Annotated in this window: 23 protein-coding genes; 7 read left to right on the top strand and 16 right to left on the bottom strand. The window is 71.7% G+C overall.

Features of this window, described 5'->3' with window-relative positions; all coding sequences use genetic code 11:
• From map to ACIA5G_RS48505, 3 genes are all read right to left on the bottom strand, one after another.
• Window positions 1-858, bottom strand: coding sequence for a type I methionyl aminopeptidase (gene map / locus ACIA5G_RS48495; RefSeq protein WP_395936351.1), 858 nt, complete (start codon window positions 856-858; stop codon window positions 1-3).
• A 23-nt stretch (window positions 859-881) separates the two neighbouring features.
• Window positions 882-2678 (bottom strand): penicillin-binding transpeptidase domain-containing protein, encoded by a 1797-nt coding sequence (locus ACIA5G_RS48500; RefSeq protein ID WP_395936353.1) that lies wholly within the window; start codon window positions 2676-2678, stop codon window positions 882-884.
• A gap of 61 nt (window positions 2679-2739) precedes the next feature.
• The gene (locus tag ACIA5G_RS48505) at window positions 2740-3594 is read right to left on the bottom strand and encodes a GNAT family N-acetyltransferase (RefSeq protein ID WP_395936355.1); all 855 of its coding nucleotides are present in this window, start codon (window positions 3592-3594) and stop codon (window positions 2740-2742) included.
• Between the two features lie 99 nt (window positions 3595-3693).
• Here ACIA5G_RS48505 and ACIA5G_RS48510 point away from each other — a divergent pair, with 99 nt between their 5' ends.
• Window positions 3694-3900 (top strand): DUF4177 domain-containing protein, encoded by a 207-nt coding sequence (locus tag ACIA5G_RS48510; RefSeq protein ID WP_395936357.1) that lies wholly within the window; start codon window positions 3694-3696, stop codon window positions 3898-3900.
• A 5-nt stretch (window positions 3901-3905) separates the two neighbouring features.
• On the opposite strand, the gene ACIA5G_RS48515 is transcribed toward ACIA5G_RS48510, so the two are convergent.
• Together ACIA5G_RS48515 and ACIA5G_RS48520 are read right to left on the bottom strand one after the other, a co-directional pair.
• Window positions 3906-4301, bottom strand: coding sequence for a VOC family protein (locus tag ACIA5G_RS48515; protein ID WP_395936359.1), 396 nt, complete (start codon window positions 4299-4301; stop codon window positions 3906-3908).
• Entirely contained in the window at window positions 4298-5104 is an 807-nt protein-coding gene (locus tag ACIA5G_RS48520) for a helix-turn-helix domain-containing protein (RefSeq protein WP_395936361.1), read from the bottom strand. The genes ACIA5G_RS48515 and ACIA5G_RS48520 overlap by 4 nt, the downstream gene beginning before the upstream one ends.
• A gap of 82 nt (window positions 5105-5186) precedes the next feature.
• Between ACIA5G_RS48520 and ACIA5G_RS48525 the strand changes: the two genes are divergently transcribed.
• The gene (locus tag ACIA5G_RS48525; protein ID WP_247062465.1) at window positions 5187-5441 is read left to right on the top strand and encodes a hypothetical protein; all 255 of its coding nucleotides are present in this window, start codon (window positions 5187-5189) and stop codon (window positions 5439-5441) included.
• A gap of 390 nt (window positions 5442-5831) precedes the next feature.
• Here the strand turns inward: ACIA5G_RS48525 and ispG are convergent, their stop codons facing one another.
• From ispG to dxr, 3 genes are all read right to left on the bottom strand, one after another.
• Complete coding sequence (gene ispG / locus ACIA5G_RS48530; RefSeq protein ID WP_395936364.1) at window positions 5832-6983, bottom strand: flavodoxin-dependent (E)-4-hydroxy-3-methylbut-2-enyl-diphosphate synthase; 1152 nt, start codon at window positions 6981-6983, stop codon at window positions 5832-5834.
• Window positions 6984-7101: 118 nt separating this feature from the next.
• Window positions 7102-8316 carry a M50 family metallopeptidase gene (locus tag ACIA5G_RS48535; protein WP_395936366.1) on the bottom strand — a complete coding sequence of 405 codons (1215 nt, stop codon included), beginning with the start codon at window positions 8314-8316 and terminating at the stop codon, window positions 7102-7104.
• Between the two features lie 3 nt (window positions 8317-8319).
• Window positions 8320-9522: a 1-deoxy-D-xylulose-5-phosphate reductoisomerase gene (gene dxr / locus ACIA5G_RS48540; protein ID WP_395936368.1), complete on the bottom strand. Its 1203-nt coding sequence runs from the start codon at window positions 9520-9522 to the stop codon at window positions 8320-8322.
• 94 nt (window positions 9523-9616) lie between these two features.
• Here dxr and ACIA5G_RS48545 point away from each other — a divergent pair, with 94 nt between their 5' ends.
• Together ACIA5G_RS48545 and ACIA5G_RS48550 are read left to right on the top strand one after the other, a co-directional pair.
• The gene (locus tag ACIA5G_RS48545) at window positions 9617-9871 is read left to right on the top strand and encodes a DUF2631 domain-containing protein (RefSeq protein WP_395936370.1); all 255 of its coding nucleotides are present in this window, start codon (window positions 9617-9619) and stop codon (window positions 9869-9871) included.
• 25 nt (window positions 9872-9896) lie between these two features.
• Window positions 9897-10559 (top strand): peptidylprolyl isomerase, encoded by a 663-nt coding sequence (locus ACIA5G_RS48550; protein ID WP_395936372.1) that lies wholly within the window; start codon window positions 9897-9899, stop codon window positions 10557-10559.
• Between the two features lies 1 nt (window position 10560).
• On the opposite strand, the gene ACIA5G_RS48555 is transcribed toward ACIA5G_RS48550, so the two are convergent.
• From ACIA5G_RS48555 to ACIA5G_RS48570, 4 genes are all read right to left on the bottom strand, one after another.
• A complete protein-coding gene (locus tag ACIA5G_RS48555) occupies window positions 10561-10716 on the bottom strand; it encodes a hypothetical protein (protein ID WP_395936374.1) in 156 nt (51 codons plus the stop codon).
• Window positions 10717-10849: 133 nt separating this feature from the next.
• The gene (locus ACIA5G_RS48560; protein ID WP_395936376.1) at window positions 10850-11872 is read right to left on the bottom strand and encodes a hypothetical protein; all 1023 of its coding nucleotides are present in this window, start codon (window positions 11870-11872) and stop codon (window positions 10850-10852) included.
• Between the two features lie 66 nt (window positions 11873-11938).
• Entirely contained in the window at window positions 11939-13708 is a 1770-nt protein-coding gene (locus ACIA5G_RS48565) for an MFS transporter (protein WP_395936378.1), read from the bottom strand.
• A gap of 161 nt (window positions 13709-13869) precedes the next feature.
• Window positions 13870-15324, bottom strand: a complete 1455-nt coding sequence (locus ACIA5G_RS48570; RefSeq protein WP_395936380.1) for a PLP-dependent aminotransferase family protein — start codon at window positions 15322-15324, stop codon at window positions 13870-13872.
• A gap of 28 nt (window positions 15325-15352) precedes the next feature.
• Between ACIA5G_RS48570 and ACIA5G_RS48575 the strand changes: the two genes are divergently transcribed.
• On the top strand, window positions 15353-16132 hold the full coding sequence (locus ACIA5G_RS48575; RefSeq protein ID WP_395936382.1) for a methyltransferase: 780 nt from the start codon (window positions 15353-15355) through the stop codon (window positions 16130-16132).
• Between the two features lie 97 nt (window positions 16133-16229).
• On the opposite strand, the gene ACIA5G_RS48580 is transcribed toward ACIA5G_RS48575, so the two are convergent.
• Window positions 16230-19532 (bottom strand): tetratricopeptide repeat protein, encoded by a 3303-nt coding sequence (locus tag ACIA5G_RS48580; RefSeq protein ID WP_395936384.1) that lies wholly within the window; start codon window positions 19530-19532, stop codon window positions 16230-16232.
• A 195-nt stretch (window positions 19533-19727) separates the two neighbouring features.
• Window positions 19728-20456 (bottom strand): alpha/beta fold hydrolase, encoded by a 729-nt coding sequence (locus tag ACIA5G_RS48585; RefSeq protein WP_395936386.1) that lies wholly within the window; start codon window positions 20454-20456, stop codon window positions 19728-19730.
• Between the two features lie 46 nt (window positions 20457-20502).
• Here ACIA5G_RS48585 and ACIA5G_RS48590 point away from each other — a divergent pair, with 46 nt between their 5' ends.
• Window positions 20503-21786 carry a cytochrome P450 gene (locus ACIA5G_RS48590; protein WP_395936388.1) on the top strand — a complete coding sequence of 428 codons (1284 nt, stop codon included), beginning with the start codon at window positions 20503-20505 and terminating at the stop codon, window positions 21784-21786.
• Here the strand turns inward: ACIA5G_RS48590 and ACIA5G_RS48595 are convergent.
• Window positions 21770-22588, bottom strand: coding sequence for a carbon-nitrogen hydrolase family protein (locus ACIA5G_RS48595; protein WP_395936390.1), 819 nt, complete (start codon window positions 22586-22588; stop codon window positions 21770-21772). The two genes, ACIA5G_RS48590 and ACIA5G_RS48595, sit on opposite strands and share 17 nt — an antisense overlap.
• Complete coding sequence (locus ACIA5G_RS48600) at window positions 22585-23379, bottom strand: DUF1295 domain-containing protein (protein WP_395936392.1); 795 nt, start codon at window positions 23377-23379, stop codon at window positions 22585-22587. The genes ACIA5G_RS48595 and ACIA5G_RS48600 overlap by 4 nt, the downstream gene beginning before the upstream one ends.
• A gap of 30 nt (window positions 23380-23409) precedes the next feature.
• Between ACIA5G_RS48600 and ACIA5G_RS48605 the strand changes: the two genes are divergently transcribed.
• A complete protein-coding gene (locus tag ACIA5G_RS48605; protein WP_395936394.1) occupies window positions 23410-23901 on the top strand; it encodes an EXPERA domain-containing protein in 492 nt (163 codons plus the stop codon).
• Window positions 23902-23904: the final 3 nt, after the last annotated feature.

The raw sequence follows: 23904 nt of genomic DNA on the forward strand, positions 1-23904 counted from the left end.
TCAGGGCAGCGTGAGGATCTCGCTGCCGTCGGCCGTCACCACGAGGGTGTGCTCGAACTGGGCCGTCCACTTCTTGTCCTTCGTGGTGACGGTCCAGTCGTCGGCCCAGATGTCGTAGTCGATGGTGCCCAGGGTGATCATCGGCTCGATCGTGAAGGTCATGCCCTCCTCGATCACCGTGTCGACGGAGGGCTCTTCGTAGTGCAGGACCGTCGGCGGCGTGTGGAACGCCGGGCCGACGCCGTGGCCGGTGAAGTCGCGGACCACGCCGTAGCCGAAGCGCTTGGCGTAGGCCTCGATGACCCGGCCGATGACGTTGAGCTGCCGGCCCGGCCGGACCGCCTTGATCGCCCGCAGCGTCGCCTCACGGGTGCGCTCCACCAGCAGGCGGGCTTCCTCGGAGACGTCGCCGGCCAGGAACGTCGCGTTCGTGTCGCCGTGCACCCCGCCGATGTAGGCGGTGACGTCGATGTTGCAGATGTCGCCGTCCTCGATCGGCGTCGAGTCCGGGATGCCGTGGCAGATGACCTCGTTGAGCGAGGTGCAGCACGACTTCGGGAACCGGCGGTAGCCCAGCGTCGAGGGGTAGGCGTGGTGGTCGAGCAGGAACTCGTGCACCACCTTGTCGATGTCGTCGGTGGTGGCGCCCGGCTTGACGGCCTTGCCGCCCTCCTCCAGCGCCTGCGCCGCGATGCGGCTCGCGACCCGCATCGCCTCGATCACCTCGGGCGTGCGCACGCCGCTGCCGGTGTCCCGCTTCGGCGCCGGCTTGTCCACGTATTCGGGACGGGCGATGGAACTGGGGACGTCACGGCGCGGCGTCTGGACGCCGGGAACCAGCGGGGCACGAACGGACATGCCTCCACCTTACGACGGCCCGCTCAGCCGATCCCCGCCAGGAACCGGTGTGCCGCCTGCACCGCCGGTTTCGACGACCCGGCCTCGGTCAGCAGCACGGCGAACGCCAGGTCACCGCGGTAGCCGACGAACCAGCCGTGCGAGCGGGAGCCGTCCCCGTACTGGGCCGTGCCGGTCTTCCCGGCGACGTCGGGGAGGTCGCGCAGGCCGGTCGCGGTGCCCGAGGTGACGACCTCGCGCATCATCCCGCGCAGCGCTTCGAGCACAGCCTCCGACGGCGCGTCACCGACGTTGTTCGTGGCCGCGGGCATCCCCTTGACGATCGAGGGCGTCGGCACCTTCCCGGCCTGCACGGTCGCGGCGACCAGGGCCATGCCGAACGGGCTGGTCACCACCGTGCCCTGGCCGAAGCCGTTCTCCGCACGCTGGACGGCCGAGTCGCTGGCCGGGACGGCGCCGGTGACCGTGGTCAGACCGGGGACCACGAAGTCCGCACCGAGGCCGAAGGAGCGCGCGGTGTCGGTGAGGGCCGACGCCGGGAGGCCCGCGGCGAGCCGCGCGAAGGTCGTGTTGCACGAGCGCGCGAACGCCGTCTTCAACGGCACCCGGCCGAGGTCGAACCGGCCTTCGTTCGGCACGACGCGGTTCTCGATCGTCGTGGTGCCGGGGCAGTCGACCGGGCTGCCGGCGTCGACGTCACCCCCGGCCATCGCGGCCGCCGCCGTGACGATCTTGAACGTCGAGCCCGGCGGGTAACGCCCGGACAGCGCGAGCGAGCCTTCCTCGTCGGCGGCGGTGTTCTGCGCGACGGCGAGGATGTCCCCGCTCGACGGCTGGATCGCCACCAGCGCGGCCGGGTAGTCCTCGCTGTCGAGGGCCTTCTCGGCGGCGTCCTGGATCCTCGCGCTGAGCGTGCTGGTGACCGCGGGCGCGACCCGCGGCGGCTCGGCGCGCAGCTCGGAGACCTCACCGCCGGTGACGTCCCGGGTGACGATCCGCCAGCCCGCCGCCCCGGCCAGCTCCTGCTCGACCAGCGCGCGGATGGACGGCAACACCTGCTGCCCCGACCCGCGGGTGACCGGCAGCAGCCGCTCCTGGCTGGCGAACCGGACGCCGGGCAGGTCGTAGATCACCGGCTTGACCCGCTGGTAGTCGCCGGCGCGCAGGGTGATCACCGGGTAGGCGTCGCCGGGCTTGGTCTTGTTCATCCCGTCCAGCACCGAGCGCCCGGTGACCGACGGCTCGAACCGGTGCAGCGCCTTCGCGAGCGACCCCGCGACGGCGCTCGCGTCGCCGGCCTTCTGCGGGTCGACGACCACGCCGATCACGGTCTGCGGGCGCATCAGCGGCACGCCGTCGCGGTCGAGCACCGGCGCCGTCTCCGGCAGCTGCGGCAGCAGGCCGAGGGTCTGGCCGACGGCGAGCTGCGGGTGCACGACCGTCGGCTGCCAGTGCACCTGCCAGCCGTTTTCGGCCGCCCGGAGCTGGGCGTCGGCGCGGTAGGTCCAGGTGCGGTCGTGCGGCAGGTGCCAGGTGAGCTGGTAGCCGGCCGTGACGGTGTCACCGGCGGCCGGCTGCTTCACCTCTTCGTCGTCGAAGTCGAGGGACTCCGGGTCGAGCACCGCGCGGACCTGCGACAACACGGTCTTGGCGGCGTCGGGCGAGTCGGTGTTCGCCGCGGCCGCGGTGATGTCCCCGGACGCGACGGCGTCCAGGAAGGCGGAGAGGGCGTCCTCGGGCCCGTCACCCGAGCACCCGGCCGTGGTCGCGGCGGCGAGCAGCAGGACCGCGAGCGCACCGCGGCCTCGACGTGCACTCATGGCGGGATGATGCCTGGTCAGCGCGATGCGGCCGGGCCTGAAACGCCGCCACGGAAGAGTGTTAGAACAGCACCGTCGCGTACTGGCCGACCTGCCGGAACCCGATCTTGCGGTAGGCCGCGAGGGCGGGGGTGTTGAAGGCGTTGACGTAGAGGCTGGCGGTGCGGCCCAGGCCGCGGACCAGCCGGTTCACGACCGCGGCGGTGCCGGCGGTGCCGATCCCGTCACCGCGGCGGTCGGGGTGCACCCAGACGCCCTGGATCTGCCCGACGGTCGCCGACATCGCGCCGATCTCGGCCTTGAACACGACCTCGCCGTGCTCGAAGCGGGCGAACGCGCGCCCGGCGCCGATCAGCTCCGTGACGCGGGCGCGGTAGCTGGCCCCGCCGTCGCCGCTGCGCGGGTCGACACCGACCTCTTCGATGAACATCGCGACGGCCGCGGGCAGGTACCGCTCGAGCTCGTCCGGGCGCACCGCGCGGACGTGCGGATCGGCGGCGACGAGCGGCGTGCCGTCCAGCGCCATCAGCGGCTGGTCGTCCCGGATCTCGCGGGCCGGGCCCCACTCGTCGGCCAGCTCGTCCCACAGCCCGAGCACCTGCTCGGCCGGGCCGACCAGCGAGGAGCAGGTCCGCTGGCGGCGCAGCGCGCGATCGGCGAAGGAACGCAACGCGGGGGCGTTGCCACGAAGCGGGATGAGGTTGGGCCCGGAGAAGCACAGCCCTTGGAGCCGTCCGGCCCGGACCGGACGGCTGTCGGCGGCCCAGAGCTCACCACCGAGCCGCCACGGGTCGAGGCCCGCGGCCTCGACCCGGGCGCTGACCATGCAGCTGCCCACCGGGTCGGCGGCGAGCGCGGCACGGACCGCCGGATAGTCCCGATCATCGAGCAGCCGTGCACCTGCAAGCCGCAACACGGGCTCCAGGGTGCCAGATGAACAGCCGAAACGGAACGCGAGGCCCCGGACACGCTCAGATGAACGGCCGGGGCCGCGCGGCACGGGCAGAATCGGGGTATGCAGCGGTTCACGTACAAGGTCGTCGAGGTCCGGGAGAAGCTCGTCGGGGGCAAGATGTCCGGCGGGAAGCTCGAGAAGCTGCTCAACGACCACGCCGCCGACGGCTGGCAGTTGAAGGCCATCACCTCGGCGGAGGTGAAGGGGCGCGTCGGGCCCGGTGGGGTGGAGGGGTTGCTGGTCACGTTCGAGCGGCCGGTGCAGTAGGCCGCTCAGGGCGCGCCGCGGTAGGTGCCGATCGTCCAGGCGTTGCCCTCCGGGTCGCGCAGGCTGAACGTGTGCGAGCCGTAGTCGGTGTCGGTCAGCGCCATCGTGATCTCGGCGCCCGCCGCCTGCGCCTTCGCGTGGATCTCGTCGACGTGGTCCGACACCACGTACACCGCACCGGTGCCGGGCTTCATCGCGTCGTGAACGCCGTCCGGCGGGCGGACGCTGCCCAGCATCACCGCGCCGCCTTCGGGCCATCGCAGTTCGGCGTGCGCGATCAGGTCGCCTTCGGGCACCACCAGCGCTTCGGTGAAGCCGAGGACGTCGACGAGGAAGCGGACTGCCGCCGGGGCGTCGTCGTAACGCAGGGCGGGCCAGACGTTCGGTGCGGGAGTGGTCATACCGGAGAGTCTTGCCCGGCCCCCACCTGCTCGTCTTGGAGGAACGGGAGCTCCTCGGCGATCCACGTGCCCGGCGTGCACCCGGCCAGCGCGCGCCATTCGTTGGTCAGGTGCGCCTGGTCGTAGAAGCCGCACTCGACGGCCACCGAGGCCAGGTCGAGGTGCCCGCGCCGCAGCAGCCGGCCGGCTCGCTCGAACCGCAGCACCCGCGCCGCCTGCTTCGGGGCCAGACCCAGCTCCGTGCGGAACCGCTCACCGAGGTGACGGCGGCTCCAGCCGACCTCGCCCGCCAGGTCCGCGACGCGCACCTGCCCATCGGCGCCGCGCATCCGCCGCCACGCCTCCCCCAGCTCGGGCGGCGCCGCCACCGGCTCGACGGCCCGGGCCGCCAGGACGTCGTCGAGGAGCGTGAACCGCTCGGCCCATGTCGGCAGCTCCCGCAGCCGATCGGCCAGCGAGCCGAGGCCGAACTCGGCGAGGTCGGCCACCTCGCCGCTCAGCTCCGCCGCGGTGACGCCGAACAGCGTGCGCACGCCCAGCGGGTCGAGCTCCAGCTGCAGCCCCTCCTGCACGCGGTCCTGCCGGATCAGCACCGGGCGGGTGTGCAGCCCGCCGACCAGCGCCTGCAGGCTGCGCCCGGCCATCCGGACCGGCCCGGCCAGGCTGATGACCAACGTCACGTGCCGGGACGGCAGCCCGCGGTGCACGGCCAGGGTCACGTCGTCCTGCGCGTACCCGACATAGCGCGTGACCAGGGGCCGCACCACCGGGTGCGGCTGTCGGACGGCCCAGGCCACGCTCACGAATACCAGCGTAAACGTCACCACCGACGGTTCGGGTTTCTGCTAACACGGAAGGTGCGTCCCCACCGCGGAAGGAACCCCCATGACGATCCAGGAGCAGGCACAGCAGCTGGAGCTGCTCGCCGACCAGGTGCCCACCGGAATCGCGCTCGCCACGAAGAGCGACCTCGAAGACCTGCAGGCACAGGTCATGGGCCTGCTCGGGGAGACGTCGACCGCCACCGCGATCCAGGGCTCGATCCAGCTGGCGTCACAGCAGATCGACGAGGTCGCGGCCGCGCTGGAGAACGTCCGCCTGCAGATCCGCGACGCCGCCCAGCACCACCTACAGGGTTGATTCGTAGTACGAGTGGACCGCCGGCTGGCCCGTGTAGTTGGGGCCGGCCCGGTCGTCCGCGCCGAGGTAGCGGAACGGCGCACCGCGTTAGCCGAACTTGAAGGTGATGAAGGCCGCCGAATTCGGCAAGACGGCCGGGCAGCGGCAGATTCAACGGGCCGCAGCGCACGACGAGCCCGCAGGCGTGGTCCGGCGGCTCGGCAGAGAGCCGTTCGCCCTGCCGCATGCCGGATCCGGCGCCTCTGCGTCCCCAAGCCGAAGCCGCTTCGCAACGCCGGAAACACCGCCACGCACCTCGTCAGGCGATGCGAACAAGGCCGAGAAGGCGGCGAAAGCCTCCTCATCGACCCCACCGGAGCCGGTGAGGAGGCCCTCACGAACGTCCGGAAATCAGCCGGCCGTGACGACCGGCTCACCCTCGCCCAGGGACTCGCCCGCCTCTTCGGCGATGCGCATGGCCTCTTCGATCAGCGTCTCGACGATCGCGTGCTCGGGCACGGTCTTGATGACCTCGCCCTTGACGAAGATCTGGCCCTTGCCGTTGCCCGACGCCACACCCAGGTCGGCCTCGCGGGCCTCGCCCGGGCCGTTGACGACGCAGCCCATGACGGCCACGCGCAGCGGGATCTCCATGCCCTCGAGCCCGGCGGTGACCTGCTCGGCGAGCGTGTAGACGTCGACCTGCGCGCGCCCGCACGACGGGCACGACACGATCTCCAGCTTGCGCTGCTTGAGGTTCAGCGACTGCAGGATCTGGATGCCGACCTTGACCTCTTCGACCGGCGGCGCGGACAGCGAGACGCGGATCGTGTCGCCGATGCCCTGGCGCAGCAGCGCGCCGAACGCCACGGCCGACTTGATGGTGCCCTGGAACGCCGGGCCGGCCTCGGTGACGCCGAGGTGGAGCGGGTAGTTGCACTGCTCGGCCAGCAGCTCGTAGGCGCGCACCATGACCACCGGGTCGTTGTGCTTGACCGAGATCTTGATGTCGTGGAAGTCGTGCTCGGCGAACAGCGACGCCTCCCAGAGCGCCGACTCGGCCAGCGCTTCCGGTGTCGCCTTGCCGTACTTCTCGAGCAGGCGCTTGTCGAGCGAGCCGGCGTTGACGCCGATCCGGATCGGCGTGCCGTGGTCCTTCGCGGCCTGCGCGATCTCCTTGACCTGGTCGTCGAACTTCCGGATGTTGCCCGGGTTGACGCGCACCGCGGCACAGCCGGCTTCGATCGCGGCGAAGACGTACTTCGGCTGGAAGTGGATGTCGGCGATCACCGGGATCTGCGACTTCTTCGCGATCGCGGGCAGCGCCTCGGCGTCGTCGGCGGACGGGCAGGCGACGCGGACGATGTCGCAGCCCGCCGCAGTCAGCTCGGCGATCTGCTGGAGGGTCGCGTTGACGTCGGAGGTGAGCGTCGTCGTCATCGACTGGACGGAGATCGGGAAGTCGCTGCCGACGCCGACCGAGCCCACGTGGAGCTGCCGGGTCTTGCGGCGGTCGGAGAGGACGGGCGGGGGCAGGGCTGGCATACCGAGTGCGACGGTCACGGCCTCCAGCGTACCTACTCCGGGTGGACGCCCTTCTCCAAGTCAACCGTCACGGTGAGCAGCATTACGGCCTGTGCGCCCCGCCACGGAGGGGCCGGAACCCCTCCGTGGCGGACCGCTACTGCAGACGAATCGGGTTGACGATGTCGGCCGTCACCGTGAGTAGGGTCACCGCACCCCCGATGAGCACCAGAACCATCGTGATCCCGGACAGCCTCGTGTAGTCCACGGGGCCGCCGGCCGCCTTGCCGCGCAGCCCGCGGATCCAGTCGCGGATGCGCTCGTACCAGACCACCGCGATGTGCCCGCCGTCGAGCGGGAGCAGCGGCAGCAGGTTGAACACGCCGATGAAGAAGTTCAAGCTGGCAAGGAGGAAGAAGAACAGCACCCAGATGCCGCGCTCGACCGCCTCGCCGCCGATCCGGCTGGCGCCGACCACGCTGACCGGGGTGTTCGGATCGCGCTCACCGCCGAAGATCGCGGTGACCACGGCCGGGATGCGCTCGGGGAACTCGACGAGGCGCTGGGCCGTCTCGGCGAACATCGTGCCGGTGAAGCTGAACGTCGCGCCGATCGCGGCGACCGGGCCGTACTGCGTCGTGAGCGCCGGCTGCTGGGGCGACGCCCCGATCATGCCGACGTCGCGGACGCCCTCGCTGGTCCACCGCTGCACCTTCGGCACGTCGACCACGAGGGCCAGGTTCTGGCCGTCCCGGACCACGTCGAACTCGGTGGGACCGCTGGTGGCCTGCACGGCCGCGAGCATCTCCGTCCAGGACGCGACCGGCTTGCCGCCGACCGAGAGCACCTTGTCGCCGGCCCGCAGGCCGGCCGCCTCGGCCGGGCGCACGGAGCCCGGCGGGCAGGTGGTGTCCTTGGCCTGGGCTTCGGTCGTCGCCGACCGCGCGCAGGACGTCGACGCCAGCACCGGCGAGGTGTCGGCGGGCGCCAGGTTCGGCAGCCCCATCGTCACGGCCATCAGGTAGAGGACGACAAAACCCAGGATGAAGTGGGTGACCGACCCCGCGGACATGACGACGGTGCGCTTCCAGGTCTTGAACCGCCACATCGCGCGCGGCGCCTCGTCCGGGGTGACCTCGTCGAGCGCGGTCATGCCGGCGATGTCGCAGAAGCCGCCGAGCGGGATCCACTTCAGGCCGTATTCGGTCTCCCCGCGGCGCCAGGAGAACACCGTGGGCCCGAAGCCCACGAAGTACCGGCGGACCTTCATGCCGAAGGCCTTCGCGGTGACCATGTGCCCGGCCTCGTGCAAGGCGACGGAGACGCAGATCCCCAGCGCGAAGAGCACGACGCCGATGATGTAGGCGAGCACCCGCTACTTCCCCTCGATGATCGAACCGGCCCGCGCGCGAGCCCAGCGCTCGGCCGCGAGAACGTCCTCGACGTCGCGAGGTTCGCGACGCCATTCGTCGGCGGCTCCCACCACCTCGGAAACAGTGTCCACTATCGACGTGAAGCGGGTGTTCTGCGCCAGGAACGCCGAGACGAGCTCCTCGTTGGCGGCGTTGTACACCGCGGGCAGGCAGCCGCCCTCGGTGCCGCAGTGCCGGGCCAGCTCGACGGCCGGGAAGGCCTCGTTGTCCAGCGGCTCGAAAGTCCAGGTCGCGGCCTTGTCCCAGGCGCAGGCGGCGGCCGCGTCGGGCACCCGGTCGGGCCAGTGCAGCGCGAGCGCGATCGGCAGCCGCATGTCGGGCGGGCTGGCCTGGGCGATCGTCGAGCCGTCGGTGAACGTCACCATCGAGTGCACGATCGACTGCGGGTGCACGGTGACGTCGATCCGCGCCGGCTCGATGTCGAACAGCAGCGCCGCCTCGATCAGCTCCAGGCCCTTGTTGACCAGGGTGGCCGAGTTGATGGTGATCAGCGGGCCCATCGACCAGGTCGGGTGCGCCATCGCCTGCTCGACGGTGACATCGGCCAGTTCGGTGCGCTTGCGGCCGCGGAACGGACCACCGGACGCGGTGAGCACGAGCCGGGCGACCTCGCTCTGTCGCCCGGCACGCAGGGCCTGCGCGATGGCGGAGTGCTCGGAGTCGACCGGCACCAGCTGGCCGGGCTTGGCCGCGGCGAGCACCAGCGGCCCGCCGGCGATCAGCGACTCCTTGTTGGCCAGCGCCAGGGTGGCGCCGGTGGCGAGCGCCCGCAGCGTCGGCTCGAGGCCGCGGGAGCCGGGCAGCGCGTTGAGGACGGTGTCGACCTTCACGGCGTCGATCAGCTCGGTGACCGCGTCCGAGCCGGCGAAGAGCCGCGGGAGCTTGAACTCGCCTTGGTCGTAGCCGCGCTTCTGCGCCTCGGCGTACAGCGCGAGCTGCACGTCTTCGGCCGCCGTGGCCTTGGTCACGGCGACGGCCTCGACACCGTGGGCGAGCGCCTGCGCGGCGAGCGCCGCCGGATCCGCGCCACCGGCGGCGATCCCGGCCACCCGGAACAGGTGCGGGTTGCGCGCCGCGACGTCGAGGGCCTGCACGCCGATGGACCCGGTCGAGCCGAGCACGAGAACGCTTCGCGAGGTAGTCATCGCCGGTCATTGTCGCGCGGGGCGTGTCCGCGGCGCACCCGGAGGTGTGGGATCATCGGGACGTCCGTGGTTCATGGGTCTTGAGGAGTTCATCGTGGCAGGCAAGGCGGTCGAGAAGCGGCCCGAGGTCGACCCCCGCGACGAGCCGTCCGCCGCCTGGGGCTGGCACGGGTCGTTCCCCAAGGCCACCCGGATCGCCGGCTGGGTCAGCGCGATCATCCTGCTGGTGATGATCAAGGGCAACCACGAGAACAACACCGAGAACGTCTGGCTCGTCGGCCTCTCGCTGACCCTGATCCTGCTGCTCGTGCTGGACATCCGTAAGCAGCGCACGGCCTGGCGCAAGTAGTTCGTTTCCGGCTAACGTGCCCGGCATGAAGCTGCGCTGGGGTCTGGCTCTCGTCGGTGTTCTGGGTGCGTTGCTGGTGGCTCCGGCCCCGGCTTCGGCAGCGTCTTCACCGGTGGTCCGGTGCTCCTTCACGCCGACGCCGGACAACCCCGCGGCCCGGCCGGTGGTGCGTCCGCTGCCGTTCGCGCTGACGCGCGGCACCGTGGACGTGACGTTCCGCTTCAACTACGGGCCGGTGACGGTGCGGCTGAACCGCGCGGGCGCGGCGCCGTGCGCGGTGCACAACATGGTTTCGCTGATCCTCCAGCGGTTCTACGACCGGTCCCAGTGCTGGCGGCTGTCGAACTCCGCTCGCCTCGGTGTCCTGCAGTGCGGGGACATCTACGAGGTCGAGAAGGGCGGGCCGGGGTACAAGTTCCCGGACGAGGTGACCGGCGCGGAGACCTATCCGCGCGGGACCGTGGCCATGGGAAACCAGGGGCCGGGAACCAACGGGTCCGAGTTCTTCATCGTGCATTCGTTCGCGAACATCCCGGCCAACTACTCGGTGCTGGGGACCGTGATTCGCGGGATGTCGGCGCTGGATCACATGGTGGCGGACGGGATCATCCCGACCGACCCGAACGGGCCGTTGGACGGGGCGCCGGCGCACCCGGTGAAGATCCAGCGGGCTTCCGTCGGCTGGTAGGTCACCAGAAATCCGCCGGCCGCTCCGCCACCTCCTGAGCGAGTTCGCGGACCGCTTCGCGGTCGTCGTCGACCGCGGCCGCCAGCGCCGCGCGGGACTCCGGTGTGTCGATGTGCAGCGCGTACCGGCGAGAAGGAAAGTCGTGGAGCACGTTCACGTACTGGTCGAAGGAAGACCAGTCCCTGTCGCGAGGACTCCGCTCGCCGCCCACGGGCGGGGACTCGCTACCGGCCCGAAGACGGCCGTCGTCGGGCTGCCGGCCGCCGACCTGCGCTACCGCTGGGCCGAGGTCACCGAGCCCGCTCCGGCCCGGGTCTGACGCTCACCACCGCCAGCGCGTCTTCCACGATCGCGATCAGGGCATCGTCGAGGTAGGGGTCTTCAAGTGCGGCCGTGAGGTAGCGCGCGGCCTCGGGTGACGGGAACGCGGGCACCAGCTCGGCGTACCTCCCGAAGTACGACCAGCCCCGAGTCGCGAGGTACTTCTCCAGCCCGGCGACCAGCCCCGCCGCCACGTCCGAGACGCCCTCTTCGCGCAGTGCGGCGACCTTCTCGGCTGCTTCCGGGATCGTCCTGAGCACGATCTCGTCCAGGCGTGACCACGGGGGTGCGTCCGGCGCCCGCGACGCCTGCGGCCGCGCGACGCCGAAACAGGCGATGACGCGGCTGAAGTCCGGGGTCAGGAACACCTCGAAGAAGTAGCGCTCGCGCGAACGGTCGTCGATCTGGGCATGCGTGAGCGCGACACCCGGGTACGCCCCCAGCGCGCGCAGAGCCGTCTCGAAGCCGACCGAACCCTGCCCGGCCCGGCGGCTGGTGCGTTCGCGGCGGCCGTAACGCGACCGCGCGGCCCAGGCCGCACCTGCGCGGTCCGGAAGATCGGCCGTCGTGCCCGCCAGCAGCGCCTCGCGGGCGAGGGCGGCTGCCTCGGTACCGGCCTCGGCCAGCAGCTCGCCGAGGTGCTCGGCGGTCAGCACCGGGCCGTACCTCGACCGGAAGGCGCGGCGGGCAAGCTGCCGCTCCTCCGGAGGGGGATCGGTGCCCAGGTAGCCGTGGTACTCGAGGGCCGCGAAGACCGCCGTCACGAGCGCGAGGGAGGTGCTCTCGGGATTCTCGGCGATCGTGCGCAGGCCAACGGGTTCCCGCCCGGTCACCTGGATCTGCACGGACGCCGAGCCGAAGCGGAACTCGCTGCCTTCGACGACGACCTCGTCGTCCGCCCCGGTCAGGTCGCGCATCATCGGCGTCGCCAGCCGGGCCACCACCGGCAGCTCCGGTTCCCGGTCGCACCAGGCTTCGTACGTGCGCGCCATTCCGCTCCCCCAGGACGTGAAAAGCCGGGTGCCGCAGAGCGCGGCACCCGGCTTCCGAAACTACCGTCAGCGTTCGCTGACCGGCGACACCAATTCGCTCGGCCCGCCACCGGACTCCCCGGCGACCGCCGCCAGCTCCTCGCCCACCGACTCGCGGTCCTTCGGGCGTGCGTCCTTCGTCAGCAGCGACGCCACCGCGCCGATCAGGCAGACCGCGATCGCGAAGCCGAACGCCACCGCGAGACCCGACTGGAACGGGCCCGAGATCAGGTTCGGGAAGAAACTGCGGCCGGTCAGGAAGGACGCCTGTTCCGGCGGAAGCGACGACAGCTGGCCGCCCAGGAGCTGCTGGATCGGGTTGTACCCGAGGAACGCCGCGAACAGCACCGCCACCGCCGGCAGGCTCGCCACCTGCGTGGCCGCCGCGTCGGGGACGCCGTGGGCCAGCAGGCCCGCCTTCATCGTCGACGGGAGGGTGCTCGACAGGCCCGAGATGATCAGGCTGAAGAAGAAGCCGATCGAGAGCACCATCGCCGCGTTCTGGAACGTCGTCATCATGCCCGCGCCGGAGCCGCGCGAGTCCGCCGGCAGGCTGTTCATCACCTCGGCGCGGTTGGGCGAGGAGAACATGCCCATGCCGATGCCGTTGATCAGCAGGATCGCCGCGAACGCCCAGTAGTTGAAGTTCACCGGCAGGATGATCAGCAGCAGGAACGTCAGCGCGGTGATCGCCAGGCCGCTCGACGCGAGCATGCGGCTGCCGATCCGGTCGGCGAGGATGCCCGACGTCGGCGCGGCCACCAGGAACCCGACCGTCATCGGCAGCATGTAGATGCCCGCCCACAACGGCGTCTGCTCGAACGTGTAGCCGTGCTGCGGCAGCCAGATGCCCTGCAGCCAGATGATCAGGATGAACTGCAGCCCACCGCGGCCGAGCGACGCCGTCAGGTTCGCGACGTTGCCCCACGTGAACGACCGGATCTTGAACAGCGAGAGCCGGAACAGCGGGTTGTCGACCTTGGTTTCGATGATCACGAACGCGACCAGCACCGCAACGCCGCCGATCAGGCACGAGAGCACCATCGGGCTGGCCCAGCCGGTCTGCGACGTGCCGTAGGGCTGGATGCCGTAAGTGATGCCGACCAGCACCGCGATCAGGCCGACGGCGAAGGTGATGTTGCCCCACCAGTCCATCCGCGCGTGCTTGCGGACGCCGGTGTCGTGCAGCTTGAGGTACGCCCAGATCGTGCCGATCACGCCGAAGGGCACCGAGACCAGGAAGATCAGGTTCCAGTCGATCGGCGCCAGCACGCCGCCGACGACCAGGCCGAGGAACGAGCCCGCGATGGCCGCGACGCCGTTCATGCCGAGCGCGAGGCCGCGCTGGTTGGCCGGGAAGGCGTCGGTGAGGATCGCCGAGGAGTTCGCCATCAGGAAAGCGCCGCCGACGCCCTGCACGATCCGCCAGCCGATCAGCCACAACGCGGCTGCGTCACCGTCGAACCAGGTGACGGCCAGCAGCACGGAAGAAACGGTGAAGACGGCGAAGCCGAGGTTGTACATCCTCGCGCGGCCGTACATGTCTCCGAGCCGGCCGAAGCTCACCACCAGCACCGCGGTGACCACGAGGAAGCCCATGATCATCCACAGCAGGTAGCTCGTGTTGGCCGGTTCGAGGGGGTTGATGCCGATGCCCTTGAAGATGTCGGGCAGCGCGATCAGCACGATCGAAGAGTTGATCGTGGCGATCAGCATGCCCAGCGTCGTGTTGGACAGCGCGATCCACTTGTACCGCGGCCCCAGTTCCGCGATCGAATACGTCCGGCGTTTCGCCACTGTGCAACCCTTCTGCTCGCAAAGTCCCTTAGCTAGGCTAAGCAACTTGCTTGCGTATGGCAACCAAGTTCCGGAATCGCCTGGGAGAGCATGATCACACCCGCTTGACTGTCCTTTGTAGAACCTTTACTCAGGACCGCACGGCAGGAGTCGACCCGACGTCAGCGCAGCAACCGGCCCAGCAGTGCAACACCCTCGGCGATCTCGGTCGCCGTCCGGGCCGCGTAGCCCAGCACCAGCCCCGGCCGCCCCGGGCGCTGGCGGTGCCACGACAGCGGCTGCACCTTCACCCCTTCGCCCAGCGCGGCCGCCGCCACCGCGACGTCGTCCACGTCGGTGCCGAACGTGATCGTCAGGTGCAGGCCCGCCGCCGCGCCGTGGACGACCGCGCCCGGCAGCTCCTCGGCCACCGCGCGGATCATCGCGTCGCGGCGACGGCGGTGGCGGGTCCGGACCACCCGCAGCTGCCGCTCCAGCTCGCCGGTCTCCATCAGGCGGGCCAGCACCAGCTGCGCCAGCACCGCGTTGCCGAGATCCGCGAACCGTTTCGCAGCCACCAGATCGTCACGGAACCGGGGCGGCGCGAGCAGCCAGCCGACCCGCAACGCCGGCGCCAGCAGCTTCGAAACGCTTCCCGTGTAACAGACTTCGGGCAGCATCGACCGGACCGCGGGCACCGGCGCGCGGTCGTAGCGGTGCTCGGCGTCGTAGTCGTCCTCGATGACCACGCCGCCGTCGTTCGCCCAGCGCATCAGGTCGCGACGGCGCTCGCCGCCGAGCACCACGCCCGTCGGGAACTGGTGGGCCGGGGTCAGCAGCACCGCCGGGGCGCCGCCGGCGCGCAGGTCGGCGACGCGCAGGCCGTCGTCGTCCACCGGGACCGGCGGGGTGACCAGGCCGCAGTGGTGCAGGTGCTGCCGCGCGCCGAGCGAGCTCGGGTCCTCGACGGCGATCGTGTCGAGACCGTGCTGCCGGAGCACCTCCCCGACCAGCGTCAACGCCTGCGCGACCCCGGCGACCACGATGATCTCGCCCGGGTCGGCGCGGATGCCGCGGCTGCGCGCCAGCCAGTGCGACACCGCCAGCCGCATCGCCGGCGCCCCGCGCGGGTCGCCGTAGCCGAAGTGGGCCGGCTCGAGCTCGTCGAGCACCGCGCGTTCGGCCTTCAGCCACGCCGCGCGGGGGAACGCCGTCAGGTCGGGCACGCCGGGCGTGAGGTCGATCCGGGCCGGGGTCGCGCGGATCTCGTCGAAGACCCCGACGCCCGGCATCGGCGTGATCACCTTCGCGGGAGGCGGAACCGGCGAAGGGTCCGGCGCGACAACGGGCGCGGCGACCACGACGGTGCCTGCCCGGCCGCGGCCCGCGGCGTGGCCGTCGTCGATCAGCCGCTGGTAGGCCTCGGTGACCACACCCCGCGAGACCTGCAGTTCAGCCGCGAGCACCCGGGACGCGGGCAACCGGCCGCCGACCGGGAGCCGGCCGTCGGCGACCGCGGCGCGCAGCTGGCCGGCGAGCCAGTCCGCGAGCCCGCCGGGCGGCGCCTCACGGACGTCGAGCTGGAGGAAGTCCGAACCTATGGACCCCTCCGGGAGCGCGGTTTTGGCCCTGTCCATCAGGCCATTGTCGCAGCACGCTGGACTCATGGACACCACCTACGTGCACGGATACACCGAACCCGAGTCCCGCCGCCTGGGCGACCAGGCCGACACCCTGGCCGAGCTGCTGCACGCCGGCACGGCCTACCCCGCCGGGAGCCGCGTGCTGGAGGTCGGCTGCGGTGTCGGCGCGCAGACCGTCCACCTCGTCGCCCGCAGCCCGGACGTGCACCTGACCGCCGTCGACGTCTCGGCCGAATCCCTGGCGCAGGCCCGAGCGCGCGTCGGCGACCGCGTCGAATGGCTCCGAGCCGACTTGTTCGACCTCGACGGCCGTTACGACCACCTCTTCGTCTGCTTCGTACTGGAACACCTGCCGGAGCCGGAGAAGGCCCTCACCCACCTGAAGACGCTGCTGCGGCCGGGCGGCACCATCACGGTGATCGAGGGTGACCACGGCTCGGCCTTCCACCACCCGCGCAGCGAGCACGCCCAGGCCGCGATCGACTGCCTCATCCGGCTCCAGGCCGACGCCGGCGGTGACGCGCTCATCGGCCGTCGCCTCTACCCGTTGCTCGATGGCGCCGGGTTCGCCGACGTGGTGGTCGAACCGCGAACGGTCTACGTCGACGCGTCCCGGCCCGACCTGGTCACCGGGTTCACCCGCGACACCTTCACCGCGATGGTCGAAGGTGTCGGCGAGACCGCCGTGGCGACCGGGCTCAGCACCGAAGCCGCCTGGGCTCGCGGCGTCGCGGATCTGCACCGCACCACCAAAGGCACCTTCCACTACACGTTCTTCAAGGCCACCGGAGGCACGTCGTGAGCACCTGGCGCCGTTCCCGCCGCCTGGCGGGCAGCACGAACTTCGTCGACCGGGACGTCCAGCGCGTCGAAGGCGACCTCGTCGCCCTCGAGCGGCGCTATCCGGCCACGCGGTCCAAGGCCGCCAAGTGGTCCTGGACCCGGCTCGCCCCGGGCACCCACTCCCCGGCGTAACAAGCCGCGGCCCGCTCCCAGTGCTCACGTGCCGACTCGGGCTCGCCGAGTCCACAGTGGACTTCGCCGAGCCCGCAGTGGGCGCGGCCCTGCTCGGGCCGGCAGCCTGTTTCCTTCGCCACGGCAAGGGCTTCCCGGTGGTACCTGAGCGCGTCCGACGAGACTCCGCGCGCGGAAGCCAGCGAACCGAGGCTGTTGAGCACCCGCGATTCGACACCCCGGTCGCCGCATTCGCGGGCCAGCCCCAGCGCCTCTTCGAGGTGCTGAGCCGCTTCCGCGGGCCGGCCCTGCGCCAGCCGGACGTCGCCCAGGTGCTTCAGCGCGATGCTCCGGTTCATCGGGCTTCCGGTCTCCTGTGCGATTTCCAGCGCGCGCTCCAGGTGGGCCGCAGCCTCGGGGTAGCGGCCCCGCGCGTGGTCGACGTCGCCGAGGATGCCCAGCGCGTACCCCTCGCTGACCCGCACGCCCATGGCGCGGAAGTGTTCCAGGCCTTCGGCCAGCGAACGCGCGGCTTCGTCGTGGCGGCCCAGCGCGGACAACGCGTCGCCCCGGTTGACCAGGGCGTAGCCCTCGCCGGTGCGGTCGGCGAGTTCGCGGGCGAGGGCGAGCGCGTCTTCGTGGTGGGCGATCGCTTCGCCGTATCGGCCGATGCCGCGGTAGGAGCAGCCGAGCACCACCAGGACGAGGCCTTCGCTGGTGCGGTCGCCGGTCTTGCGGGCCAGCGCGAGCGCTTCCGTCGAGTACTCGATCGCTTCGGCGAACCGGCCCAGCGCCCGGCAGACCAGGCCGAGGGTGTTGACCGAGTGGATCTCGGTGCGCCGGTCGCCGGTCTCGCGGGCGAGGACGAGCGCCTCCTCCAGGTACCGCCGCGCCTCGCGTGACCGGCCGACGCGCCAGTGGCCCAGCGCGATCAGGATGAGCGGCTCGGCTTCGGCCACCCGGTCACCGGCGTCGTGGGCCAGCGCCATGGCGTGCGAATGCAGCACCAGCGATTCCTCGTGGTAACCGCCGACGTCGAGGTAGTGCCACAGGATCCCGGACAGCAGCCGCAGGTGGTCCGGCCACCCGTGCCGCGTCGCGTGCGCGGCGACCGCGAGGAGGTTGCGGCGCTCGGCCTCCAGCCAGGCGGGCGCGTCGATCACCTTGACGTCGGGATCCGGCACTTCCGGCCGCAGGTGGCGTTCCTGCGGCAGGACGACGTCCATCGCCTGCGCGGCCGACCGGACGTAGAAGTCGAACAGCCGTTCCTGCGCCTCGTGGCTCTCGCCGGCCGACTCGGCCGCGAGCTCGGCGGCGTAGACGCGCAGCAGGTCGTGCAGCTGGACGCGGTCCTCGCCGATCTCCTGGGCGAGGTGGGCGCGCACCAGGGTGCCGATCAGCCGTTCCGCCTCCGGCAGCGGGACGCGGGCGAGCGCGGCGATCGCGGCCGGGGTCAGGTCGCGGCCCGGGTGCAGGCCGCAGAGCCGGAACACTCGCGCGGCATCGGCCGCCAGGTGCCGGTACGACCACGAGAACACGGCGCGGACCGCGGTCAGCGGGTCACCGCCGCCGTCGAGCAGGTCCAGCCGCTTCCGTTCGTCGGCCAGCTCGGCCGCGAGCGCGGCGAGCCGCTCCCCCGGCCGGCTCAGCGCCAGCTCCGCGACGAGCCGCAACGCGAGCGGCAGCCGGGCCGAGTAGCCGATCAGCGCGGCGGTGGCGCCGGGCTCGTCGTCGACCCGCCGGCCGAGCAGCGTCCGCAGCAGGTCGCGGGCCTCGTCACCGGTGAGCAGGTCGACGAGCACCCGGCGGGCGCCGTGCCGGGCGACCAGCCCCGGCAGCGCGTCCCGGCTGGTCACCAGCACCAGGCACGACGACGAGCCGGGCAGCAGCGGGCGGACCTGCCCGACCGACCCGGCGTTGTCCAGCACCAGCACCATCCGCCGGCCGGCCAGCACGGTGCGGAACTTCGCGGCGCGCTCGTCCGGCTCGGCGGGGATGTCCGCGCCGTCGACCCCGAGGGCGCGCAGGAACCCGGACAGCGCGTCGCCCGGCTCCACCGGCCGGACCGTGCCGTACCCGTGCAGGTCGAGGTAGAGCTGACCGTCCGGGAACTCCGGCCGGGACCGCTGCGCCCAGTGCACGGCGAGCGCGGTCTTGCCGACCCCGCCGGTCCCGGACAGGACGGCGATGCGCGCGCCGGTGTCGTCTTCGTCGCGCTCGAGCAGGGTGTCCAGCTCGGCCAGCTGCGCGGCGCGGCCACGGAAGCCGGGGACGTCCGCGGGCAGCTGCGCCGGGGCCCGGGACGGCCGCCCGGGGACGGCGAAGTCCTGCTGCAGCACCTGGCGCTGGGCCGCGCGCAGCTCGGGGCCGGGTTCGATGCCCAGCTCACCGGCCAGCCGCCGGTGCACCTCGGTGAAGACGTCCAGCGCGGCGGCCTGCCGTCCGGACGCGGCGAGCGCGAGCATCAGCCGGGCGTGCGCCGACTCGTTCAGCGGCTCTTCCGCGGTCAGCACCCGCAGCTGCACGGCCGCGTCTTCGGGCTCGGCGACCCCGGCGTAGGCCAGGACGGCCTGGGCCCGCTTCATCCCCAGCGCCAGCCGGGCCGGGTGCTGGCGGAGCGGTTCGACGTCGGCGAGCGCCGGGCCGCGCCACAGGTCCAGCGCCTCGCGGTAGGCCTTCGGCTCCCGGTCGGCGCGGGCCAGCAGCGCTTCGAACTCGAGGAGGTCCAGCTCGTCCTCACCGGCCGAGAGCCGGTAGCCACCCTTGTCGGTGGTGATCAGGTCGGCGGGCCGCAGCGCCCGCCGCAGCCGCGCGACGTAGGTGTGAAGCAGCTCCAGGCACGACGGCGGCGGCTCGTCCCAGATGACGTCGACGAGGTCCTCGCGCCGCACGGTCCGGTTCGGCTGCAGAGCCAGCATCGCGAGCAGCAGGCGCTGCTTCTCCGCGCCGATCTCGACCGGCGCATCGCCGCACCGCACCACGAGCGGCCCCAGCACGCCGATCCGCACCGGCTCCGGCGGAGCCTCGGCAAGCGCTTCCCGCAACCGCCGTTCGGTCTCCGGCCGGGGCCGCCGGACGCTGCCCAGCTCGGCGTTGCGGACCGCGCGCTGGCTCACGCCGGCGCGCTCGGCCAGCTGCGCCTGGGTGAGTCCGGCGAGCACGCGCCGCTCTCGCAGCCAGCCTGCGAACGACAGGCCTTCCTCCACAGGTGTCCTCTCCCGCGTGCCCCAGCGGAACGTACCCCTCAAGCATCACGATCGTGCCGCTCCACGAGTACCACCGAACGGCGAAGATAACCGTTTCCGCAGGTACCGAGGGTGACGACGGCGTATCGCGCGAGTACAGGCGCTCGTCCACCACGAGTTCCTAAGCTTTTCGCGTCCGGTGGTGGCGAGGGGTTCGGAGCAGCCGTCGCGTGGGGTACGACGGCTGCCCCCGAGCCTTCAGACGTCGAAGCGCGCCAAAAGGGCGCGGACGGCGGCTGGATCCTCGACATGGGCGTTGTGCCCAAGACCGGTGAGGACGACCGCGTCCGGATCGAGCGCGCGCAGCTGCTCGGGACGGCTCATCGGGTCGGTCTCACCCGCCGCCAGCACGACCGGGCACCGCGCCGCGGCGAGCAGCGCCGGCATGTCCGGCGCGCCGACGCCGAACGCGGCCGGGTCCATCGCGAGACGCCAACCTCCCTCGGTCTCGCGAAGCCCGGCCGGGTCCGCGGGGGCGATCCCCAGCAGCCCGGACACCTTCAGGTACGCCTGGTCGGCGTCGGCCTGCGTCTCGAACACCCGAGGCGGCCGCACCGCGAACGACGCCGCGCGGCCCAGGTCGTCCTGGCTCCACTCGACCTTCACCCCGAGCGCCAGCACCCCGGTGACTTCGACGTCGTACTTCCCGGACGCCAGTTCCAGCGCAAGCACCCCACCGAGCGAATGCCCGGCGACGATCAGCGGCCTGCCGTCCGGCAACGCCCGCGCGACGGCGGCGGTGAGCGTCTCGAAGCTGTAGTGCGGGAGCGGCGAGGACCGGCCGTGGCCGGGCAGGTCGGGCACCAGCACGCGCCGCGGCACCAGCTCGGTCAGGTGGGCCCAGACGGCGCCGGTCGCGCCGAGGCCGTGCAGGAAGAGGATGGCCGGTTCGCCCTCGCCGCCGGTGCGCATGTTCAGCGTGTCCATCGGAGCAGACTGCCTGACGTCGCCGAGCCCGGCTAGGGTCGGGCGAGTGGGGATCACCGATCCGGACACCTACGTGCGGGGTGTCCCGTACGACGAGCTGGCGCGGCTGCGGCGCGGGTCGCCGGTGGTGCGGGTGGACGACTTCTGGGCCGTGCTGCGGCACGCCGACGTCCGCGACGTGCTCCGCGACCCCGGCCTGTTCTCCTCGCAGCTCGGCGGGACGCAGATCCGCGACCCGGCGACCGGAGCCGACCTGGCCTACGTGCGCCGGATGATGCTCAACATGGACCCGCCGGAGCACGGCCGGCTGCGCGGGCTGCTCACCCGGGCGTTCACCCCGCGCGCCGTCGCGAAGCTGACCGAGCGGATCGAGACGCAAGCGCGGGACCTCGTCACCGCCGTCGCCGGGCAGGGCGAATGCGACTTCGCGAAGGTCGCCGCCGACCTGCCGCTGCTCACCCTCGCCGCCGTGTTCGGCGTGCCGGAGCAGGACCGGCGGCTGATGTACGACTGGAGCAACCGCGTGATCGGCTACCAGGACGCCGAGTACGCGGTCAGCGCCAGTGTCGACACCGCCGAAGTCACCGACCTCGCCCGGGCCGCGCTCGCCGTCCGCCCCTCCCCCGGCCCCGGTGGCGTGATGCCGGATCCGCGGACCCGTGCGGGCATGCCGGACCTCTACGCGTACGCCAACGCGCTCGGCGAGTACAAGCGCGAGCACCCCGGCGACGACGTGATGAGCAACCTCATGCAGCACGTCGCCGACGACGGCGGGCGCGTCTCGCTCGCCGAGTTCGAGAACCTCTTCTGGCTGTTTTCCTTGGCGGGCAACGAAACCCTCCGCAACGGCCTGCCCGGCGGGATGCTCGCGCTGCTCTCCCACCCGGAGCAGTACCGGCGGCTGCTGGCCGACCGGTCGCTGCTGCCGTCCGCGGTCGAAGAAATGCTGCGCTTTTGGACGCCCGTCATGCACTTTCGCCGCACGGCTACCGCGGACACCCGGCTGTCCGATGTGGACATCCGGGAAGGCGACAAGGTGGTGGTCTGGTTCTCCGCGGCCAACCGCGACCCGGCCGTCTTCGAGGACCCGGACACCTTCGACATCACGCGCACACCGAACGACCACCTGACCTTCGGCCACGGCCCGCACTTCTGCCTCGGCGCCCACCTGGCGCGGGTCCAGCTGCGCGCGATGTTCGGCGCGGTGCTCGACCTGCTGGGCGAAGCCGAACTCGCCGGCGAACCGGTGCGGCTGCGGTCGAACTTCCAGAACGGCCTGAAGTCGCTGCCGATCCGCTGGGCCGTCACCGCCGTCACCGCCGGAAGGTGACGCCGTCCTGGGGCCGCTCGTCCACGGTCAGCGCGAAGACGTCCGGCCGCGCGTAGTGCCCTGAAACGTCGAGGCTGTGGCGTGCGGCCACGATCTCGTCGAGGTCGATCGACGCCGTGATCAGGCCCTCCGCGTCCCGCAACGGGCCCGCGAGCACGTCCCCCAGCGGCCCGACGATCACGCTCCCGCCCCGGAACGGGTCGTCCGCCGAAGTCTCGTACGGGCACGCCGAAATCACGAAACACCGTCCCTCGTCGGCGATGTGGCGCATCGAGGCCTGCCAGACCTCGCGGTCGTCCGCCGTCGGGGCGCACCAGATCTCGACACCCTTCGCGTACATCGCCGCGCGCAGCAGCGGCATGTGGTTCTCCCAGCAGATCGCCGCCCCGGCGAGGCCCGCCGCCGTCGGCACGGCCGGGAGCGTCGAGCCGTCACCACGGCCCCAGACCAGCCGCTCGCGTGCGGTCGGCACCAGCTTCCGGTGCTTCGCGACCAGCCCGAGCCCGGGGTCGAGGAACACCGCCGTGCTGTACAGCGTCGAGCCGTCCCGCTCGATGACACCGACCACCAGGCTCGCCCCGGTCCGCGACGCGAGCCCCGCCAACGCCGTCACCTCGGGTCCGGGCACCGTGACCGACGAGCGGAAGTAGCCGACAAACGGCTCCCGGCGCGGATATCCGCCGAGGACGGCTTCGGGCAGCACGACCAGGGCGGCGCCGGACGCGCGGATCTCGTCCTCGAACGCCAGCACCCGCTCCAGGGGAACACCGGTCCCGATCTGGAGCGCGCCGACCACCGTCATCCGCGGACCGGTTCGCGCCGGGGCCACCACGGCACGACCGCGGACGTCCGCCGCTGGTAGTCCGCGTACTCCGGGTACCGCGACTTGGTGATGCTTTCGGTGAACCGCGTCGAGCCGACGAACAGGAGGGTGAGCAGGACCGCGCCGAGCACCGTCCACTGCAGACCGGCCGCAACGACGCCGAACACCGCGATCATCCACCACTGCGCCTGCTCGAAGAAGAAGTTCGGGTGCCGCGAGTAGCGGAACAGCCCCTCCTGGAGGAACCGCGTCGAGGCCCGGCCCGCGTGCTTCTCGCGGTGGAACACCCACTGCTGCTGGTCCGAGACCGTCTCGCCGACCAGGAACGCGGCGAAGATCACCGCGACGACGACGTCCGCCACGCCGAACGAGCCCTGGTGCTCCAGCGCCGTGTACGCCGGCAGCGTGATCAGCAGCAGGATCGCGTTCTGGTAGAGCGAGATGAAGAAGAAGTTGAACACCTGGAACTGCCACGGCGCCATCCGCTCGCGCAGCACCGCCCACCGGTAGTCCTCCCCGCCGCGGGCGTAACCACCCTTCCGGGCGAAGTTGAACGTCAGCCGGATGCCCCACAGCGTGACCAGCGCGAACATCACGTCCAGCCGCGCGTCGGCGAACCCGGCCGCGCCGGCGAAGATCGCCAGGTAGGCCACCGGGACGATCGACCAGATCCGGTCGACCCAGGAGTACTCCCTGGTCAGCACGGACACCAGCCAGGTGCCGAGCGTCACCCCGGCGAAGACGTACAGGCAGACCCGCAGCGCGTCCATGCGCTCACAATAGGACCTAGGATCGATCACATGAACCTGCCGCTGCGGGACCGGAAGATCGACATCTTCTTCGCGGTGCTGTTCTCGGCCTTCACGGTCACGTCGCTGATCAGCGACCTGCTGCCCACCGTCGGCGTCGACTTCTCGAAGCCGTCGGACAACTTCTTCGTCAACTCGAACTACTGGTACGCCCACGACGCGGACCAGCTGTTCATGCACCCGCCGGACTGGATGCGGATCGTCACCGGGCTCTCGGCGTTCGTCTACATGCCGTTCTACGTCGTGCTCGTGTTCGCGCTGCTGACCGGCCGGAACTGGATCCAGCTGCCGTCGGTGATCTACGCGACGATGATCGTCACGCTCACCGGGGTCGTCGTCTTCGGTGTCGAGTTCTTCGGCGACCCGGCGATGCGCACCGGCAACCCGGCGAAGTTCCTCGCGTTCAACCTGCCCTACGTGCTGGTGCCGCTCCTGCTGCTGGTCCGGATGCGGTCGCCGCTGCCGTTCACCCGCCGTTTCTGACCC

Origin of the sequence: Amycolatopsis sp. NPDC051758 (genome assembly GCF_044453095.1) — a bacterium.
GTDB lineage: Bacteria > Actinomycetota > Actinomycetes > Mycobacteriales > Pseudonocardiaceae > Amycolatopsis.